This is a genomic window from Paenibacillus konkukensis, assembly GCF_023523925.1.
Lineage (GTDB): Bacteria > Bacillota > Bacilli > Paenibacillales > NBRC-103111 > Paenibacillus_S > Paenibacillus_S doosanensis.
On the sequence record NZ_CP027059.1, the window covers coordinates 1,733,651 to 1,753,245 of the forward strand.

The window sequence follows — 19,595 nt, forward strand, 5'->3', positions numbered from 1 at the left end:
GGATTCATTTACATAGATTCACACCTCCGGGAAAAAATGTTCATATCATTTATGACTTTATTGCAAGCGTTGTCATATTATCACATAACTTTCATGTCTTCAACCTCATTTTTTAGAAAAACGGCAAAAAAATCGGTTGCTTTTTAAATATCCCCCATGCTACAATTCACGTAATTTCATGAAGGAGTGATACATTTGTTCAAATCAAAAGCTATTTCTACTATCGCTGTAAGCGCAATCATCTCATCTATGCTCGCCGCATCCGCCTTCGCCGATGCTCCGAAATCCCTCTCGCATCTCGACTGGATGCAGCAGAAAGCGATCGTTGAGGGGGATCAAAGCGGCACCTTGGCTTTGGACCGCAATATTACGCTGTCCGAGCTGGCAACCGTCATTGCCCGATTGAAAGGTCAAACCAAGCTGGCGCCCGACGCTTCGATCCGCCATTGGGCGTCCGGAGCGTTATCCTGGGCGAAGCAGCAAGGCATCGTCTCGGCTTCGGATCTGCTCGCGCCCGACGCGCCGTTACCGGCGGCGAACATCGTAGATATCGCCAAGAAGGCCGGCTACAGCCTTTCCTTGCCGCAGAGCGGCTCTTTCGTCACGCGCCAAGACCTCTTGCAGGCTTTAGGGGACGCGGCCACTTTACATATTACGATTGCCCACACCAACGATGTGCACGGGCACATCGACGAGAACAAGTCTTCTAAAGAATTCGGCTATGCCAAAATTGCCACGCTCATTAAACAAATGCGCGCCGAAAATCCGAATTTCTTGCTGATGGATGCGGGAGATACGTTCCAGGGAACGGTTTTCGCCAATTTGTTTAAAGGAGAATCTATCGTACCGATCCTCAATGCTTTGAAATATAACACGCAGGCGGCTGGCAACCACGACTTCGACTTCGGCTACGAGCAGCTTGTAAAGCTGAAAGGCATGGTCGACCATCCGATCATCAGCTCCAACGTATTTAAAAAAGAGGACGGCACCGAGCTGCTGCAGCCTGTCTACTATACCGAAATCGGCGGCAAAACCTTTGCTTTCCTCGGGTTTACGACCGACGAAACGCCAATCGTCACACATCCGGATAACGTAAAAGCGCTTACGTTCAAAAATCCGATCGAAGTAGCCAAGCAGATGGTTCCCGAATTGAAGAAAAAAGTCGACCATGTCGTCGTCGTATGCCATGACGGCATCGAAGTGGACCGGGAAATGGCCCGCGCCGTGCCGGGAATCGATCTCATCATCGGGGGTCATTCTCATACCAGACTTACCGAGCCCGAGCACATCAACGGCACTTATATCGTGCAAGACTGGGAATACGGCAAATCGCTGGGGCGCGCCGATCTCTACTATTTAAACGATGAGCTTGTAGGCTTTACCGGCGGCTTGCTGGAATACGACGAGAAAGTGCAGGCCGATCCCGAGGTTGAGAAGCTGGTGCAAAATGTCGTGAGTCATATCGATAAAGAATTGGATGCCGTCATCGCTAAATCGGAGGTCAAGCTGGAGGGAGAGCGTACGATCGTCAGAACCCAGGAGACGAATCTCGGCAATCTGATTGCGGATGCTTTGCTGGATAAAACGAAGTCCATCGCAGGATATGAAGCGGATGTCGCGCTGATTAACGGAGGAGGCGTCAGGGCGACGGTCAATGCGGGCGACGTCACGAAGAAGAGTCTGTACGACGTTCTGCCTTTCCCTAACACGCTGGTGGTCACGGAGCTTACCGGCAGCGAGCTGCAAGCCGCGATCGAGAACGGCGTATCCAAGGTCGAAATAGCCGAAGGCCGCTTCCCGCAAATTAGCGGCATGTCGTTCGCCTATTCGAAGAATAAGCCTGCCGGACAACGGGTGCTGGAGCTGAAAGTGAACGGGCAGCCGGTCGATCCGAACAAAACTTACAAAGTGGCCACCAACGATTTCATTGTCGCCGGCGGCGACGGCTATTCGATGATGATGGACAAGAAATCGTTCAACACCGGCTTCACCTTGTACGATGTTTTGGAGGAATTTTTCATGAAGCGCGGTACGCTGAGCCCGTCGGTGGAAGAGCGGATCGTTGAAGTGAACGGATAACAAGTTACCAGGAACATCCCCGAAATAAATACCGCTGTCATTTCGCAAAAGGACCGTCCGGCATCTGAAACCAGCTGCCGGACGGTCCTTTCACGTTCCGTCAATCCAAAATCATTTTGGCTAACGCCGCAAGGTCCTGAATATCGATCGCAATGGAATATTTGGTTTGAAAAGTTGTTTTTTATTAGACTCTTAAATTGAAGATCTCCTATATATTTTAAATCTCTTACGGAATCCGCGGCCGCGTGCCGGACAAGGGCTACCCGCCGGTTTGGCCGTTCAATTACAGAGAAAACGGCCCTTGCGGCGCATAAAGACAGAGCGATGAGCGATCGGGCGTATAAAAACATACGAATATTGATGCGAACCGGCGCATACTCGGGTTATTCACAGCAGCGGGCTTAAGGAAGCTAATTTCCGCGTAATGAAGCGGCTTATGCAGTTCGTCCCCGTCTGCGATTCTGTTTTTATCCGTACCGTGAACGAGCCGGGCGCGGCTTGAAGGCCGACGGCCGGCCTATCCACGATAATCGATCTGTTTTTTTATCCGTTGCAGGTGAAATAAACGCTCGTCTTGCAGCCGGCCAAAGCGGCGCGCGCTCATTCTTGTATAAATATGTGGCAGCATCTGCGGGAAATCGGAACATCGGCGAAGGGGTTATAAAAGGAAGGGAACGGCGAAGAGCCCTCTTTGAACACAATTTCAAAAAAGAGAGCTAGTTGTTCGAGCTTATGCAGTTGACGAGGAAATGTTCCAGCTTGAAGCCGTGCGGAACGTCAGGGGCTCGCTTCCATTTCGGCAGCTGTGCGATTCGGGTTAGCATCCACCGCTTAACCGCAGAGGGGCTTTCCTGCCGGAATTTCTTGAGCGCGTACTCTTCGATAACGCGGTATTCGTCCGGATCGGCCTGCATCTTATAGGCATAGGCGCGAATGTCCCCGGCCTCCTGCCGTCCCACCCGCTGTTCAAGCGCCTCGTTGGCGCGGCGGTAAGCCGCCGGACTGTGCACCGGAGCGGATGTGTAATCCCGGTTCAAGATCGGAAGAGCGGTTTTGCACATCGTCCGGAACGATTTCAGATCGAACCGGCTCACGGCGGCGGCGAATTCGTAAGAACGCTTGCCGATCTCATCGCGGCCACGAGGAGCTATAAACGGATACAATCCCGTCTTCCTGGCAATATCCAGATACAGCGCGATCCCTTGATTGCGAACCTCGTCCTTGACGAATTGCAGCAGATCGAGAGGGAAAATCCGATGCTTCCGGTACAAATCCTTTATTTTCAACAGGACATAGCGAATAAACGAATGGCTTTTCTTTTTCATCAAGGTGACCAGCTGAATCAAGGTTCGGCCCTGGTTGTGCTGCTCCAGCTCGCCGATGCCGAGCTTCTCCAACTGCTCCCGAATGAATCGGGTCATCCGGTAGTACGGCCGCTTCGACCGGACGACATCGTGGTAGGAGGCGCCTTTTTCCTTCTTAATAATATAATAGGGATTGATGGAATAGGACGCTTTATAATAGCCGGTGGCGTTCGGCTTGATCGCCGCGCTTGCGGCAAACAGCGGCTGCCCGTCCATGACCGGCCTCCTGCACAGAAGCTCGAGGAGCCCTCTGATTTGATTCAGATTGGTTTTATGAAGCAGCTTGTACAAACCGCCGTCCTTGCCGTCGTTGCGCAGATTTTTTTCCACCGTTTTATCCGGACGGTCGTTTTGCTGCGCCGCGGCCTCCAGATACCATTTTTGCGCGGCCAACGGCAGCTCGCCGAAGGCTTCGGTATATACGGCGGGAGGCAGCAGAAAGTAATACCCGATCGTCCCCGTATCGGGCTGAAGGTATTGGCTCAGCGTATAATGATAGGTGCCTGTAATCTCCTCGCGGACCGGCTCGATGAGCCCCAGGTCGACGAACTTTTGGAAGGAAACGTAGAATTGATCGTTGGTAACGGGGGTTTCGAATAATTCGGCTTGTTTCTGATAAATCCGGTTGCGGTTGCAAAACTCCAAAGCCCCTTTCGTATTAAAGGCGGCCTGAATCGTAATGAACAGCTGGATATCGGATTTCGTAATGTGATGAACGAGGCGGCCCCTGCCGTCGTTGCGGAACCGGAACCGGTCCTTGTTGTAATCGAAGGGCTCTTCTATATGTTTGAAAGCTTCGTAGAAACGGTGGCTGATGACGACCGGATTCGTAGGCTGGAGAAGCGCTTTGCCTTTCAAATTATTAAGAAACATCAGTTTGTTCACGCAGGGCGCCCTCCTTTCCACCGGCCATCCGCTTGGGCGGCGATCTATACGAATTCATAGATTTTTGCTGCTCGTTTTGATATAATAAGAAAAAGACAACAACGAAATAGGCCTCTGAATGTCCAATTTTTTTGGAAATTCAAGAAGCTTGTCTTCTGGAGTTGCGATCCTTATCGTTGGTAGCGAGCGCGGATCGGACTCGAATGTTTCTTGTCTGCTGAGTACTGGTAATACTCAGTCATCACTGGCATGTTGGTAGCATCCAGTTTGAAAGCTTCCATGAAGATGGAGGCTTTTTTTGTTACTTGCAGAGGCGCTGGCATCGTCTTTATAACGTTATGTAGAATAGACGGTTTTCTTTGGTAGTAGACAACTCGCCTATTTCTTTTATCCACATGTGGATAACTTTCTTTTTTCGACAAGAACCATTATATCAACATTGGTAATATGATGTAAGATGCGATAGAGTACGACGATTTTGTAAAAAGAGCCGTTTTTCCGAGGAAAATCTAGGTACGCGTTTTTGGTAAAAACCCCAAACCCCCTCAACTTACGGGATGTAAGCGGTATATCATGCTGCCGGTAAAAATATTTCGAGGTCTGGTACGCATATTTCGTAAAATGAAGCAAACGAATACGCGTTTCAAGTAAAAAGCGATTAATAAGTACGCGATTCTCGTAAAAAACGATAAATTATAAGATGGATAACTTCCCGCGGCAGCTCAAACAGGATACAATTGACATTTTGAGGTACGTTATTTTCGTAAAAAGCCAATTTTGAGTACGCATTTTTCGTAAAAACCGATACTAGACTACGTGAATCGGGTAAAAAGCTATCGGCAAGTACGCTGTATAGGTTAAAAGCCGGGTATTAAGTACGCATATGTTGTAAAAAGCCATGCCGGGTTATCCACAGAAATGGATAATCCCTATTTCTTCAAGCAGGGTGAAAACCGGGCCGAGATACTATGCCGCCACAGTTCTGAAGTAAAAAGAAAAGCCCTGCACGAATGCAGAGCTTCCTTTTTACGTTGCTGGGTACGCGTATTTTGTAAAAAACGTGGCTTATTGGATGAGCGACGGGGTGGATGTTCCCGTAAAGAAGTCGGCTTTTTCCGATTCGGTGACAGGAGTCAGTATAATCTCAAACCCGTTGCCGACCCGCTTGTAGTCGCTGATCAGGATATTGGCTTCCTTAAACTCCTGCAGCGATGCCTCGATTTGCTTGAGGTTGCTGTCGATCCGTTTGGAGCGGAAGCGGATGCGATCCGAAAAAAACGTATATTCGAAATGGCGCTTCATATTGCGGCCTTGCAGGTAGGCGTCCAGCCGCTCCTTCTGAAACGCGTAAATTAAAATTTTGGACAGCCGATTCTCCAAACGATGAATAAAGTGGCTGTAAATTTGCACCGTCTGCTTCGTAATAAACTGCTGATGCAGCGTATCGGAAAATTTGATCTCCGCATAGCGGCGGCCCGTCGCGTCTTCCTTGGAAACGAGGACGTATTCGAATAAATTGTACAGGAACGTCGTGCGCGTCTCTTTATTCGGCCCGGTCGTTCTCCCTTCCAGACTGAACCGGCCGATCTTCTGCAGTCGCTTCGTGATCAGATCGTACGCCTTCTGGCTGGTATTGCCGTAAATGCGCGTGAGCAGCGGCCGCAGATCAAAGGCGATCGTCTTGTCCGTATAAAAGCGCTCGGCCCGGTGCTCCATCACATGCTCGATAATTTCCGAATCGGTCTCGTCGAGCAAAAACATTTTGTCGATCTGCACTTCCTCATTCTCTTCAATCGAAATAAACGAACGCAGGACGCGGTTATCGCTTAATTTGTAATCGTCGTATAAAATCGTCGCTTTTTGCTCGGAATCGAACAGCACGTTGCCCCGCATCTTGGCTTTGCCGTCGGCGAAGATCGGATTTTCGATCAAATCCTTGAACCGGTGCGTAATCCAGTTGCGGGGCGCATTTTTCAGAAAATCGGCGATGATGTAAACAAAGTCGTTCTCGAACGCCTTCTCGATCTGGTACTGCTGCTTCGAATCGAGATACGGATAATCGGTGAGCCGGGTGTCGACGTCGACGGCCCACGCTTCGATTTCCTCCAGACGGGTTTGCACGAACCGGCTTTCGTCTTTAATGTCTTTGAGCATTTCCTTGAAGCCGTCGTCGGCCGATTTGCTTTCCAGAAACTTGAGCAGCACTTCCCGCTCTTCGTGAATGCTGGAGGCGTTCTTGGTCTCCACTTCTTTCTTCAGCTGCTTAAACCAGTTTTTCTTCGTTAATTGCCGCCTTCTATGATAAGTCGATTTAATCTCCAATAAATCAACGACATCGTCATCATTGAAAAATATATTATTCATAATATTGCGCATATAGGTTTCGATAGAAGGACTTGAATCGTATTCGTCTTGAAGCACCAGCTTCAGAAGCTTCTCCTTCGTCTTCTCCCCGATCAGCACCAGGAGCTCGTCAAATATAAATCGAGGAATTTCCTGTATTTTAACGCTCATCCTATTCCCCCCGGTCATGTTCACTATCTTTATTTTATAGGTTCTAGCAAAAATAAACAATGGAAAGGATAGAGAAAACTGTCTCGCTAATGATTATGTCTGGTTATCGCGGCTTCTATTATAATGAAAACAGCTGCTAGAGAGTATGAAGCGATGCAGCAAAGACCGGTTTAGGAGGATGGCAACGATGTGGAATCCCGACGCATTTCTGGAACATATGCTGTGGAGCAAGCGCCCGGCTTATTCATTCGAAGCAAAGACCACGGAGCAGTGGAGCGAATGGAGAGCGGCGCTGAAGGAAGTGCTGCTGCAAAAGCTGGCCGTTCCGGACGGTATGGGGCAAGCGCTCGCTCCCGTCGTTCTGGAGCGGATCGACTGCGGCGATTATATCCGCGAACGCGTTCAGCTGACGACGCTGCCTCACTTAACGATGCCCGCGTACGTATTGAAGCCGAAGCAAGGCGAGGCGCCGTATCCGGCCGTTATCGCCTGTCCCGGCCACGGCTACGGCAGCAAGGAGCTGGTCGGGCTGCTGCCGGACGGAAGCCCGCGGCTGGGCGAGCCGGGCATCTACCAGGACTATCCGGCCGCCTTGGCGCGCAGAGGCTTCATCGTCATCGTGCCCGAAATGCTCGGGCTCGGCGACCGCAGATTGCAGGCCGACCGGGATAAGGAGCCGAAGGACACGTCCTGCTTCCGGCTGGCCTCGCATCTGCTGATGGCCGGATACACGCTCGCCGGCTGCCGCGTGTACGAGATGATGCGCTGCGTCGATTATTTGCGCACCCGGCCGGATACGGATTCCGACCGGGTCGGGTGCATGGGCTTCTCCGGCGGCGGCCTGATTATGGCATTAACCGCCGCCGTGGACGAGCGGATTCGCGCCACCGTGATCAGCGGCTATACGAACACGTACCGCGACAGCATATTGGCCAAGTCCCACTGTGCCGACAATTATATCCCGGGCCTTCTGAGCGCGGCGGAAATGCCGGACTGGTTCGGGCTGATCGCCCCCCGTCCCCTGTTCATCGAATCCGGACTTGAGGACAGCGGATTTCCGGTTGCGGGGGCGCTCAAGGCGATCGAGCGCATTCGGGCGGTTTACGACGTTCTCGGCTGCGGCGACCGGATGGATCAGTATATTCATCCCGGGAAGCACGAGGTGTCCGGAGCCAAGTCGTACGACTGGCTGCAGCGCCATTTGCAGGCATGAGCCGAGACTTCGCTTCGCGGGAGGCCGTTTCCTGCAATCGCTTTCCGAATCAAGCGGGCCAGTAGCGGAGGCGCGACGGCCCCCGGGCCGGAGCACGGCCTTAAGCGGACAGGACGGGGCAAGGCGCGATGCGCTACTCCCCGTTCTGCTCATTCAGCCACATTCCTCTGTATTGTCCCGGCGTCATCCCGGTCGTCTTTTTAAAATAACGGATGAAATTTTGCGGATTATTATATTGCAGCTTCTGGGAAATATCGGCGATTTTCATCTCGGTTTCCATCAGCCATTTCTTGGCGATTTCCATGCGATAGGAAAGCAAATATTCCGTAAAATTGACGTTCAAGCTTTTTTTCAGCGCTCTGCGCAAATAGCTCGAATGGTAGTTCAAGCGGGAAGCGCATTCTTCCAGCGTCAGATCGCGGTCATATTCGGTTTGAATAATGCGGATGACTTCATTGGAGATTTTCTGGTAAGGCGCTTCCTTGCCGCTCTCCTCCGTCTCGATCATCGGAGCGATAATATGCAGATGGAACCATTGTTCAATTTCCTGAACGGTGTTCAGTCTTTGCAGCTGTTCATACAGCGGAACGGCGTTCGTGTCGAGCGAAGCGAAGGTAGCGGCCGCCTGCTCCGGGATGTACAGCAGATCGAGCAGCAGCTTCATCAGCCAGTTTTGCATTTGATTATGCGTCAGCTCGCGGTTGGACAAAATTTGCAGAAACTCCTTTAACAGCGCATGGGCTCTCTTCTCGTCGGCGAACTTCACCGCTTCTACCAGCTGCTTCTCCAGATGCTCCGGGAAAAACACCATCTGCGTCTCCGGTTCCTCGTTCTCGATGAACAGGATCGTCTCCGACTGCTTCGCAATCCGGTATTTCAACGCGTCCAGCCCCTCGGCATAAGCCTTATAGGTTTGCTCATACTCCTTATAGGGGCGGCTGATTCCGGCGCTGACCGGTATGCCGAGATAGGTAAGCACGTTAGCCTGCACCTGCCGGATCGCATTCGACAGAAACTGTTTAAACTCGTCCTGAGAGTCCTCATTGCCGGCAATGACGGTCATCTGCGCCTGCTCCATAACGATCGGGTACAAGCGCCGGTCCGCCGGTATCGTCTCTTCGACAATATTGCTGATCGCATATAGCAGCAGATCGCGGTCAGGCTCCCCGAACCGGGTCCCCTTCAGCGAATCGATCCGGATCGTCACGACGGCGAGCCAGCTCGGGCGGGCGTTATAGCCGAACAGCGACAGCTGCTCCTGAATTTCATGGGACGAGAGCTCGCCTTGGGCCAGCTTGAACATCATAAACGGTCTAAGCTCCATCCGCAGTCTCTTCACATGGCCGGTGACGTGCAAATAGTTTTGCGACATTTTATCGATCCGCCGTTCAATGACGGTAAATTCGTCCTGCGTATCCTGCAGGCCCCCGCCCGTCTCCTCGGGGTCCGTCGCCTTCTGGTATAACGAACGAACCGGCCGGTATAAATTATTCGTTCCCTGCAGCGACAGCATAATAATGGCGGCGATCATGACCGCGCATGCCCAGAGGGTCGCCCAGCCGATAGACTTGGATTCCCGCGTGATGCTGTCGAGCGATACCATGGAAACATACGTCCAGCCGTTATAGGTCGACTTGCGGAAGGTGAAGCCGAACTCCTCCTGCCCGATCGTGCCCGTGCGATAGCCGCTCAGCTCGGAAGACTGCCGCACTTCCTCGAACACCGGCAGGCTGCGCATAGCAAGCTCACGGCCAGCCTCCATATTCGTCTCCATTATGTCCCCCTTATCGTCCAGTACGATCAGGGAACCCAGCTCGCTGCTGCGCGGAATCGTCTTAAACAGCTGCTGGGTAGACATTTGCGTCACCAAATAAGCGGAAGAAGGGAGCGAGTAATTGGGAAAACGTTTTATTAAATAGACAGACGTCGGCCCCGTTTGACCCGGGCCTGTTTTCGGCGCTTGCGTCATCCACTTGATCGGCTTGTCGAGCTCGGCTAACAGCACGGGGTAATCGGGGTCCAGCGCTTCCTCCAGCTTGGCGTAGCCTTTGTTGTTAATGATCCACTGCTGATCCATATTGATCAGCTCGATATCGCGGATGCCCAGCTCGTAAATTTGAATGCGCTGCATCGATTCCAGCAGCTTGTCGACGAGCGGATAGTTTTTGGCGTTAATCGGCGTTTGCAGCACATCGGTAACCGCTTGCGAATTGCCGAGCTGGAAAATGGAGAAATCGATGATTTTTAAGGTGTTCTCCAATTGCGTCTGCGTCTGCAGCAGCAGCTGATCGTTGCCTTTGAGCACCTTGCTTTCAATGAGACTGGACGATTTCATATATGAAAAGATGCCCAGCACCACAACGGGAACGGCGCCGAGCAGCAGGCATAGCATGAACAGTTTTGTCTGATAGCGGGACAGCTTGAGCTTCATCACATTCTCTCATTCCTTCGTGAAGTATCGTCGTTTCTGACCTTCATTATCGCATTAAGCCCCGTAAAATCAAATAATCATTAGGGATACAATTGCGAGATAAAGCCGTTTTGCGCCGCCCTGGCGGTAATTTCCCGCAACGCAGACCAAATACCGCCCGCTCACGATGCGGACGGCACTCGGTTGTTCCCGCCGGTTATTTCTTTTGCGTTTTCTCGTACTCTCCCTTATATTCTTCCATCACTTGGTCGCCGCCGAGCTTTTGCCAGTTCGTCAGCGCCTGCGCGAAGCCGTTCTCGTCCAGCTCGCCCATAATGAACTTGGTTCTCGCGTCCGTGATCACTTGATCGAGCTGCTTGCCCTTTTCCATGTATGTTTTGGACAGGAGCGGCAGCGCCGGATTCGGCACGGCGAATTTCTCATTTTCCTGAATGAGCCGGTTATATTTCTCCACGCTCGGATCGACTTGGCCCGGAAGCGCCTTGCTGCCGTCGAATACCATCATCTGGAACAGCGTATTGTACACTTCATCCGTGTACACCTTCTCGTCGATGCGAACCGCCTTGCCGTTTTCGATTTTGTAATGCTTGCCTTCGATTCCCCAGTTCATCAGATTTTGCACCTTCTCGTCGCCGAGCTTGTCGATGAACGCAAGCACCTTCTTCAATTCCTCTTCGGTCTTGACGCTTGTCTTAGGGATCATGAAGACGCTGTTATACCCGCTGCCTCCTTGCACCTTGACACCCGTCGGACCGCTGATGGAAGCTACCGTATCGAGCTTGGCGTTCGGATTCGCCTTGAACAGGTCGGTGAACCTGGCGTTCAAATCGTCGAGAGCGCCGATATATACTCCGGCTTTGCCTTGATTCACGAGCACCGTGCGGTCTTTGACGACCGGAAAATCGCTGTTGAACAATTTATCCTTATACATTTGCTGCAGCATTTTCATCGTGTCCATATACGGCTTGGTCATAAAGTCCGGCGTCATCTTGCCGTCTTTATATTCCCAAGTATTCGGCGCGCCCATGACGGAGAGGAAATGATAAATTTGCGCGCTGTTCGAATCGAACGAAATGCCGAATGTATCGTTTTTGCCGTTTTTGTCCGGGTCGTTGTACGTAAACGCCTTCAGTACGGTGAGCAGCTCGTCGATCGTTTTGGGCTCGGACAGCCCGAGATTATCCAGCCAGTCCTTGCGGATAATGATGCCGTTGCGGGCCATCGCTCTCCAGCGGTAAATTCCGTATACTTTGCCGTCGATCGACATGTTGTTCAGACGCGTTGTATCCAGCGATTTCAGATTCGGGTATTGGTCCAAATACGGGCCGAGCTCCCAGAATAAACCGGCGCGGGCCGCTTCGACGATCGCCGGATTGCGGTCGTCCTTCACCAGCAGCAGCTGCGGCAGATCGCCCGCTACGGCGATGGATGCGGTCACCTTCTCGCTGTAGCTGGCGCTCGGCACCCAGGTTACCTTCAGGTTGGTGTTCGTATATTCCTGAAGCAGCTTCATCGGCTCGCTGTCCATCTTCGGAGGCTCGGCGGTCAAGTATTGGTTCATCATCGTAATTTCGACCGGAGCGGAAGCCGCCGAAGCATCTTTATCCTTACCGGCGGGCGCGCCGCCGTTGCCGCAAGCGGATGTAACAAGGAGCGATAACGCTCCCGCCGCCGCCAGGCTGACTTTTACCATACGTTTCGTTGTCATTGCTTTAATGACCTCCCGATATTTGGATTTATCTATAGCTTCTAACGGATAACCTCCAGCGTCGCTTCCATCAGCTCTTCGTCCAGCTCGATGCCCAGACCCGGTTTATGCGGGACGAGCACGCAGCCGTCCTTCACCTCGAACGGCTGCTTCAGATAGCGCTCGCGGGTGCTGTTCTTCTCGATATTGTATTCGTAATAGTTGCTGCATTCCGGCGAGCTGGCGGCCAGATGGATCGCTGCGGCGAAGCCGACGCCTTTGGTCGTATTGTGCGGCACGTAATGAATGCCGAAGGCGCGGCATAACGCTGCGGCGCGTTTGGCGCTGGACAAGCCGCCGCATTTGACCGGATCGGCCGCATACAGGTGGCAGGCGCCTTTGCTGATAAAATCGCGGAACGTATATATATTCCAGTCCTGCTCGCCTACGTGAATCGGCACCGGCAGCGTATGCGCAAGCTTCACGTACGTATCGATGTCATAATACGGGCAGGGCTCTTCGAAATGATGAATGTCGTATTGCTTGATCCGCTCGTACAGCTGAACCGCCTGAATGTACGTATAGGAGCTGTTGCCGTCGATCATCAGCTTGCAATCCGGCCCGATCGCTTCGCGCGCCGCCTTCACCTTCAGCTCGTCGTCCTTCAGATCGACCGGCAGTCCCGTGCCGAAGCGCGGTCCGACTTTAATTTTAACCGCTTTCACTTGAAGCCGCTCGATCGCCTCGCGAATTTTGTCCGCTTCCTCCCTGTGCGTCAGATCGCGGCTCATGCTTGAAGCGTACAACGGAATGCGGTCGCGGTACAACCCCCCGAGCAAATTATATACCGGTTGGTTCAAATAGCGCCCCTTCAAATCCCACAGCGCGATTTCGAGCCCGCTGTAGGCCGAAGCCAGCAGCTGCCCCGATATTTTATAATGTTTGCGCAGCACCGCCTCCTCGATTTTCTCCCCCTGGAACGGGTCCATGCCGATGACCTGCGGCTTGATGACGGTGTTCATAATCTGCATCAGAACGTCCGGCCGCATCGGGCTCGACTCACCGAAGCCGTATACGCCTTCGTCGGTGTCGACCTTGATGTAGAACAGCCCCATTTCTTTTTTGTAGCAGGTGATGTTAGTAATTTTCATAAAATCCTCCTTAAGAAAATTCGCTTGCCGCCGTCATGGGCCTTCAGCCCGCCGGGAGCGGCGCCGCCGGCAGGCGAAGCGGCATCAGCCTTTGACCGAGCCGAGCAGGACGCCCTTGGCGAAATGCTTCTGCAAAAACGGATACACGAGCAAAATCGGCACCGTCGAGACGATGATGACGGCCATCTTGATCACTTCGCCCGGCGGGGCGACATAATCGCTGCCCATCTGCTGCGAGTCGCCGATGCCGCCTTGAGACAGGATGACGATTTGCCGCAGCCACACTTGAATCGGCCATTTCGCATTGTCGTTAATGTACAGCACGGCGTTGAAGAAGGTGTTCCAATGGCCGACCGCGTAAAATAGCGAGAAGGTAGCCATCGCAGGCAGCGAGAGCGGCAGCACCACTTTAAATAAGATTTGGTAGTCGCTGCAGCCGTCGATTTTGGCCGCCTCCTCCAGTCCGTCGGGCAGCTGCTGGAAAAAGTTGCGCAAGATGATAAGGTTAAACGCGCTGATCGCTCCCGGCAGGAGCAGCGACCAATAGCTGTTCAGCAAACCCAGCGATTTGACGACGAGAAACGTCGGGATCATCCCTCCGCTGAACAGCATCGTGAATAGGACGAGCAGCATGATCGGACGGCGTCCGACGAACTCGTTTCTGGCCAAAGGGTAGGCGGTAAGCGTCGTGAACAGCAGATTGATCAGCGTCCCCGCCACCGTAATAAACACGGTCACGCCGAGACTCCAGACGATCGTTTTCGTAGAGAAAATGTACTTGTAGCCGTCGAGCGAGAACTTGGTCGGAAACAGCACGACCCCGCGGTTGACCAGCTCTTCCGAAGCCGTGAAGGAGCCCGACAGCACGAACAGAAACGGGATGACGGTAAATAATGCGAATACGATCAGCAAGACGGCGTTGACCAGATCGAAGATGCGCGAGCCCAGAGATGCTCGAACCATCCGTATCGCCTCCTTTTCATGTTAGTAGACTCCTTGCTCGCCGAGCTTCTTGGCCGCTTGGTTGGCCGCAAGCACCAGGCACAGCCCGATCACCGATTTGAACAGCCCGACCGCGGTGCTGAAGCTGAATTGCCCCTGCTGCACGCCGTTGACATAGACATAGGTGTCGAACACTTCGCCGACTTCGCGGTTCGTCGAATTCAGCATCAGGAAGATTTGCTCGAAGCCTGTGTCGAGAAAGCTGCCGAGCCGCAAAATAAACAAAATGACGATCGTGCTGCGGATGGCGGGAAGCGTAATATGCCACAGCTGGCGAAACCGGCTCGCGCCGTCGATTTTGGCCGCCTCGTACAGCGTAGGATCGACGCCTGACAGCGCTGCGAGGAAGATGATCGTTCCCCAGCCGGATTCCTTCCAGATGACTTCGAGAATGATCATCGGCCGGAACCAGTCGTTCGACATCAGGAAGTTGAACTGCGGCATGCCCGCGTCCGCCATCATTTTCGTGAAAATACCGCCTTCCGAAGAGAAGAACGTATAGACGATCCCGACGACGACGACCCAGGAGACGAAATGCGGAATATAGATGGCCGTCTGGATCGAGCGCTTGAACCATTCCAGCCGCAGCTCGTTAAGCATCAGCGCAACCAGAATCGGGATCGGGAAGAAAAATGCGATATTGTACACCGCCAGCACGAATGTGTTCTTAAACAGCAGCCAGAAGACGGGATCGTGGAAAAACCGGTCGAAATGTTTGAATCCTACCCACGGGCTGCTCCAGAAGCCGCGAAACGGCAAATAATCTTTGAAGGCGATCATGACGCCCCACATCGGCAAATATTTGAATAAGGCGAAATAGAGCAGTCCCGGAGCGATCATAATGTACAGATGCCGGCTTTTCAGTATGCGGTTCCACAGCCCCGTGCGTCGGCTTAAGCCGAACCTGGCCGGTTGCGCCGCCTGCGTTTTCAGCATGTTATCCCTCCTTTCCGCTGTACGCCTCGCCCGGCGAAGCCAGCACCTCGTCCAGACGGACGGGACGGTGATCCTGAACCGACCGCCACACGGCTTCGCCGGTACCGATGGAATAGGCTCCGTCCAGCGATCCGGACAAGATCGGATACGAGCGATGCGGATCGGCTCCGAGGAACAGATCCTCCAGCAGCGCCGGGTCCCCGCCTCCGTGGCCGCCCTCGCGGTGCACTACATGTATCGTTTCCTTCGAACCAAACAACGGGAAATAGTCGATCGTCTGCACCGGCACCGGGAACGGCACGCGGCCGGACGAATGATATTCCATCGTTTCGATGCGGCCTTTCGTGCCGTTGATCGCGAGCCGGTATCCTTCGTACGGCAGCGAGAAGTTGACCGAGTAGGACAGCAGTGCGCCGCCGTCGTACTTGACGTTCACCGAATACGTATCCTCGATGTCGATCTCCGAATCGAAAATACAGGCGTCGGGGCGGTACAGGCTGTAAGGCTCCTGACCGGGCTGCGAGCTGACGGCGCCGATATGATCGTCCTGCACATGCACTTCCTTGCTGCGCGTCGACCAGCGCATAAAGTACCGGCAGTCCGGCTTCACCGCACAGGTGCCGCAGTGCCTCCCGTCTTCCTTAAGCGGGTTCAGTTCCCCGCCGGGACCGTAATAATTCAGCGCGCCGAAGGCAAATACTTCGACCGGGCGCCGGCCGATCCACCAATTGACCAGATCGAAATGATGGGAGCTTTTATGAATGGACAGCCCGCCCGAATGCTCGCGCATCCGGTTCCACCGTTTGAAGTAGCTGGAGCCGTGATATGTGTCGATATACCAGTTCAGATCAACGGATGTCACCCGCCCGACCTTGCCCTCCAGCACTAGCTCCTTGATGCGGCTGTGAACGGGCGCATACCGGTAATTGAACGCGACCGTAACCTTGCCTTTACTTCTTCGTTCCGCTTCGAGAATGCGGCGGCAATCCGCTCCGGTCGTCGCCATCGGCTTCTCGGTGATGACATCGAGATCCCGTTCAAGCGCAAGCAGGATGTACTTAACATGCGTATCGTCCCGGCCCGTTACGACAATAACGTCCGGCTTCGCCTGCTCGACCATCGCCGCGAACTCGTCCGGGCCGTATTCCTTCACTTCGGTCAGCTCGGCGAATTTGCTTTTGCATACCTCGAATCGCCTCGGATCGATGTCCAGCAGCCCGACGATTTCGGTTTGGCTGGCAAAGGTTTTCAGCATCGGGCCGATGAACATCTTCATGCTCCGGTTGCTGACTCCGCATATGGCGTATCTTTTTTTCATGGAAGGTAGGCACCTCGTTTCTTGGTTATCTCCTAATGCAAGTGATGCAAGTTGTCCCGGCACTCGGCATCGCGCTTCGCCGGAACTGACTTCATTATTTGCCAACCGGCGATAAAAGGCTACAATCCGCAAAGCGACAATTCGGACGGAGACGTCCCGGAACATCAGCGCAGGACGGCCGTTAGCTGCCGCCGCCATCGGCATAATCCTCAGCGATCCGCGCAATGATCTTTAGCGACACAAGCGAAACAGACCCCCGGCCGCGCCGCTTAAGGCGAAACCGGAGGTCATCTGGCAATCCGTATTCATCATAGGAAGAACTCGGCTGGGAGAGCGCTAATGATTATTTGACGACGGTTAGCATCGCGTTCATTTTCTCTTCGTCGATGTCGATGCCGAGTCCCGGCCCGTTCGGAACGTAAATCCGGCCTTCCCGAACCTGAAATTCCGATTTGACCATTTGTCCCCGCAGATTATGCTTTTCGATCGAATATTCGTAGTAGCTGTTGCATTCCGGCGTGCTGGCCGCCAGGTGCAGCGCCGCCGCAAAGCCGATGCCCCGCGTCGTGTTATGAGGCACATAATGGATGCCGAAAGCACGGCAGAGCACGGAGGCTCGTTTGGCGCTCAGCAGCCCGCCGCATTTGATCGGGTCGGCCGCATACAGATGGCAGGCGCCCCGCGCGATGAAGTCGCGGAACGTAAACAGATTCCAGTCCTGCTCTCCGACGTGAATCGGCATCGGCAGCGTCTGGGCCAGCTTCACGTACGCCTCGATATCGTAGTACGGGCACGGCTCCTCGAAATGATGAATATCGCAGTCTTTGATTTTTTCGTACAGCTGCACGGCTTGAATGTAAGTGTACGAGCTGTTCCCGTCGATCATGAGACGCACCTTCGGACCGATCGCTTCGCGCACGCGTCTCACCTTCTCCGCGTCGTCGTTCAGATCAACCGGCAGCCCCGTGCCGTACCGGGGACCGACCTTGATCTTGACCGCGCCGAATTGATAGGCGGCGATGCCTTCCTTCAGCTTCTCCGTTTCCTGATCGTGCGTCAGGTCGCGGCTCATGCTGGAGCCGTACAGCGGAACGGTCTCCCGGTAAAGACCGCCCAGCAGATTATATAACGGCTGGTTCAAAAATTTGGCGCGCGCGTCCCATAGCGCGATTTCGACGCCGCTGTAGGCGGCCGCCAGCATTTGCCCGGATATTTTATAATGCTTGCGCAGCACCGTCTCCTCGATCTTCTCGATATTGAACGGATCGCAGCCGATGATTTGCGGCTTGATAATTCGCTGAATAATGTCGACCAAAATTTCCGAACGCATCGGGCTGCTCTCGCCGAACCCGGACACGCCTTCGTCCGTATCCACCTTCACATACAGCAGGCCGCTTGCCGCATAACAAGTCAAACCGGTTACTTTCATCGCGATTCCTCCAGTTGTCCGGACATGCCGCCGGATTATTTATTCGGGTCCTTCGCATACTGCTCGTTCAGCTCTTGGGTCACTTTGTCTCCGCCCGCCTTGCTCCAGCTGTCCACAGCGCTTTTCCAGCCGGCTTCGTCCAATTGGCCCATAATGTACTTGACTCTCGCGTCGTTAATCATTTTGTTTAATTCGGCGCTCTTCTGGTTCAGCGTATCGGAAGTGTACGAGGCCGCCGGATTCGGCACCAGATTGTTCGCTACCGCGTTTTTCGCGTCCTTGTACTTCTTCACATACGGATCGATGACGCCTTCCACCGCACGGGAGCCGTCGGACACTTGAAGCGTCTGCTCCAATTGAATCACTTCGGAATTGTACTTATCCTGCTGCTCCTGGGTGCGCGCCGGCTTGCCGTTTTGCATCGTGTAATGAACGCCCTCGAGGCCCCATTCGAAAATATTTTGCCCCGCATCCTCGGAAATTTTATCGAAGTAGGCCAATATTTGCCGCAGCTGCGCTTCGGTTTTCACGCTCGATTTGGGGAAGACGAATTCTCCGGTATAGCCTGTGTCCATCAGGACGCGGACGCCGTTCTTGCCGTTTAACGTCGACGTGACTTCCAGCTCCGCCTTCGGATTGCTCTTGAACAGCTGGGAATGGCGGGTAATCTGATCCGGATCGCCCATTCTCACGCCGTATTGGCCTTTATCCATATTGTCGATGTTCTGCGGGCGGGTAGCCAGCGCAAAATCCTGATTCATCAACTTTTCCTCGTACAGCTTGCGGTAAAAGTTCAGCGTGTCCAGGTAAGCTTGGCTGTAGTAAACCGATTGCAGCTTGCCGTCCTTCACATCCCATTGGTTGCCGCCGCCGAAGGCCGCGAGCAGGAAGTTGAAGCCGCGCAGCGACATTTCCTCGGCGAAGCCGATCGTGTCGTTTTTCCCGTTTTTGTCCGGATCGTTGAGTGTAAACGCTTTAATCGTATTGTACAGCTCATCGATGTTAGTAGGCGCCTTCATCCCCAGATTATCGAGCCAGTCTTTGCGGAAGATAACTCCGTCCCCGACCAGAGCGCGGCTTCTGAAGATCGAATACAGCTTGCCGTCCAGAGAGACGTTCTTGAGCACCTGCTTGTTGAGCGAACGCTCCAAATTCGGATAATCCTTGAGGTAGGGACCGATCTCCCAAAAGTAGCCCGAGCGTATCGCGTTGATGACCGTCTGCGGCCGGCTCTGCAGCAGCACGACCATCGGCAGCGAGCCGGCGGCGATCGTGGCGTTCAGCTTGTCCGTATAGGTCGTTCCCGGCACCCACTGGATTTCCAGCTTCGTATTGGTGTATTTCTCGATTGCCGCAATGACCGGATCGTCGGGACGAGGCGGCTCGGCGACGATGCTCTGGTTCATCATCGTAATCTTGAACGGCTCCTGGGATTTGCCGGTGTCCGCCGCCTTCTCCTGCCCCGCCGATTTGTCCGTCCCTCCGCTGCAGCCGGCAGCAACCATAAGTCCCGCTACGGTCAGCGACAATACCGGCTTGCGCAGTCTGTTCATTTGGCTTGCCATAGTGAATACCCCCTTGAATGA

Annotated in this window: 12 protein-coding genes; 2 read left to right on the forward strand and 10 right to left on the reverse strand. The window is 53.6% G+C overall.

Features of this window, described 5'->3' with window-relative positions:
* Positions 1-195: 195 nt before the first annotated feature.
* Complete coding sequence (locus SK3146_RS07660; RefSeq protein WP_249864520.1) at positions 196-2,079, forward strand: bifunctional metallophosphatase/5'-nucleotidase; 1,884 nt, start codon at positions 196-198, stop codon at positions 2,077-2,079.
* Positions 2,080-2,795: 716 nt separating this feature from the next.
* Here the strand turns inward: SK3146_RS07660 and SK3146_RS07665 are convergent.
* Together SK3146_RS07665 and SK3146_RS07670 are read right to left on the reverse strand one after the other, a co-directional pair.
* Positions 2,796-4,328, reverse strand: a complete 1,533-nt coding sequence (locus SK3146_RS07665; protein ID WP_249864521.1) for a hypothetical protein — start codon at positions 4,326-4,328, stop codon at positions 2,796-2,798.
* 1,065 nt (positions 4,329-5,393) lie between these two features.
* On the reverse strand, positions 5,394-6,842 hold the full coding sequence (locus tag SK3146_RS07670) for a hypothetical protein (RefSeq protein ID WP_249864522.1): 1,449 nt from the start codon (positions 6,840-6,842) through the stop codon (positions 5,394-5,396).
* A gap of 178 nt (positions 6,843-7,020) precedes the next feature.
* Here SK3146_RS07670 and SK3146_RS07675 point away from each other — a divergent pair, with 178 nt between their 5' ends.
* Entirely contained in the window at positions 7,021-8,055 is a 1,035-nt protein-coding gene (locus tag SK3146_RS07675) for a dienelactone hydrolase family protein (protein ID WP_249864523.1), read from the forward strand.
* Positions 8,056-8,188: 133 nt separating this feature from the next.
* On the opposite strand, the gene SK3146_RS07680 is transcribed toward SK3146_RS07675, so the two are convergent.
* The 8 genes from SK3146_RS07680 to SK3146_RS07715 form a co-directional block, all read right to left on the reverse strand.
* Positions 8,189-10,486 (reverse strand): helix-turn-helix domain-containing protein, encoded by a 2,298-nt coding sequence (locus tag SK3146_RS07680; protein WP_249864524.1) that lies wholly within the window; start codon positions 10,484-10,486, stop codon positions 8,189-8,191.
* 196 nt (positions 10,487-10,682) lie between these two features.
* A complete protein-coding gene (locus SK3146_RS07685) occupies positions 10,683-12,194 on the reverse strand; it encodes an extracellular solute-binding protein (RefSeq protein ID WP_249864525.1) in 1,512 nt (503 codons plus the stop codon).
* Positions 12,195-12,235: 41 nt separating this feature from the next.
* Complete coding sequence (locus tag SK3146_RS07690; RefSeq protein ID WP_249864526.1) at positions 12,236-13,324, reverse strand: mandelate racemase/muconate lactonizing enzyme family protein; 1,089 nt, start codon at positions 13,322-13,324, stop codon at positions 12,236-12,238.
* 84 nt (positions 13,325-13,408) lie between these two features.
* On the reverse strand, positions 13,409-14,287 hold the full coding sequence (locus SK3146_RS07695; protein WP_249864527.1) for a carbohydrate ABC transporter permease: 879 nt from the start codon (positions 14,285-14,287) through the stop codon (positions 13,409-13,411).
* Between the two features lie 21 nt (positions 14,288-14,308).
* Positions 14,309-15,262: an ABC transporter permease gene (locus SK3146_RS07700; protein ID WP_249864528.1), complete on the reverse strand. Its 954-nt coding sequence runs from the start codon at positions 15,260-15,262 to the stop codon at positions 14,309-14,311.
* 1 nt (position 15,263) lies between these two features.
* A complete protein-coding gene (locus SK3146_RS07705) occupies positions 15,264-16,580 on the reverse strand; it encodes a Gfo/Idh/MocA family protein (protein ID WP_249864529.1) in 1,317 nt (438 codons plus the stop codon).
* A gap of 343 nt (positions 16,581-16,923) precedes the next feature.
* Complete coding sequence (locus tag SK3146_RS07710) at positions 16,924-18,009, reverse strand: mandelate racemase/muconate lactonizing enzyme family protein (RefSeq protein ID WP_249864530.1); 1,086 nt, start codon at positions 18,007-18,009, stop codon at positions 16,924-16,926.
* Between the two features lie 35 nt (positions 18,010-18,044).
* Positions 18,045-19,574 carry an extracellular solute-binding protein gene (locus tag SK3146_RS07715; RefSeq protein WP_249864531.1) on the reverse strand — a complete coding sequence of 510 codons (1,530 nt, stop codon included), beginning with the start codon at positions 19,572-19,574 and terminating at the stop codon, positions 18,045-18,047.
* Between the last annotated feature and the right edge of the window lie 21 nt (positions 19,575-19,595).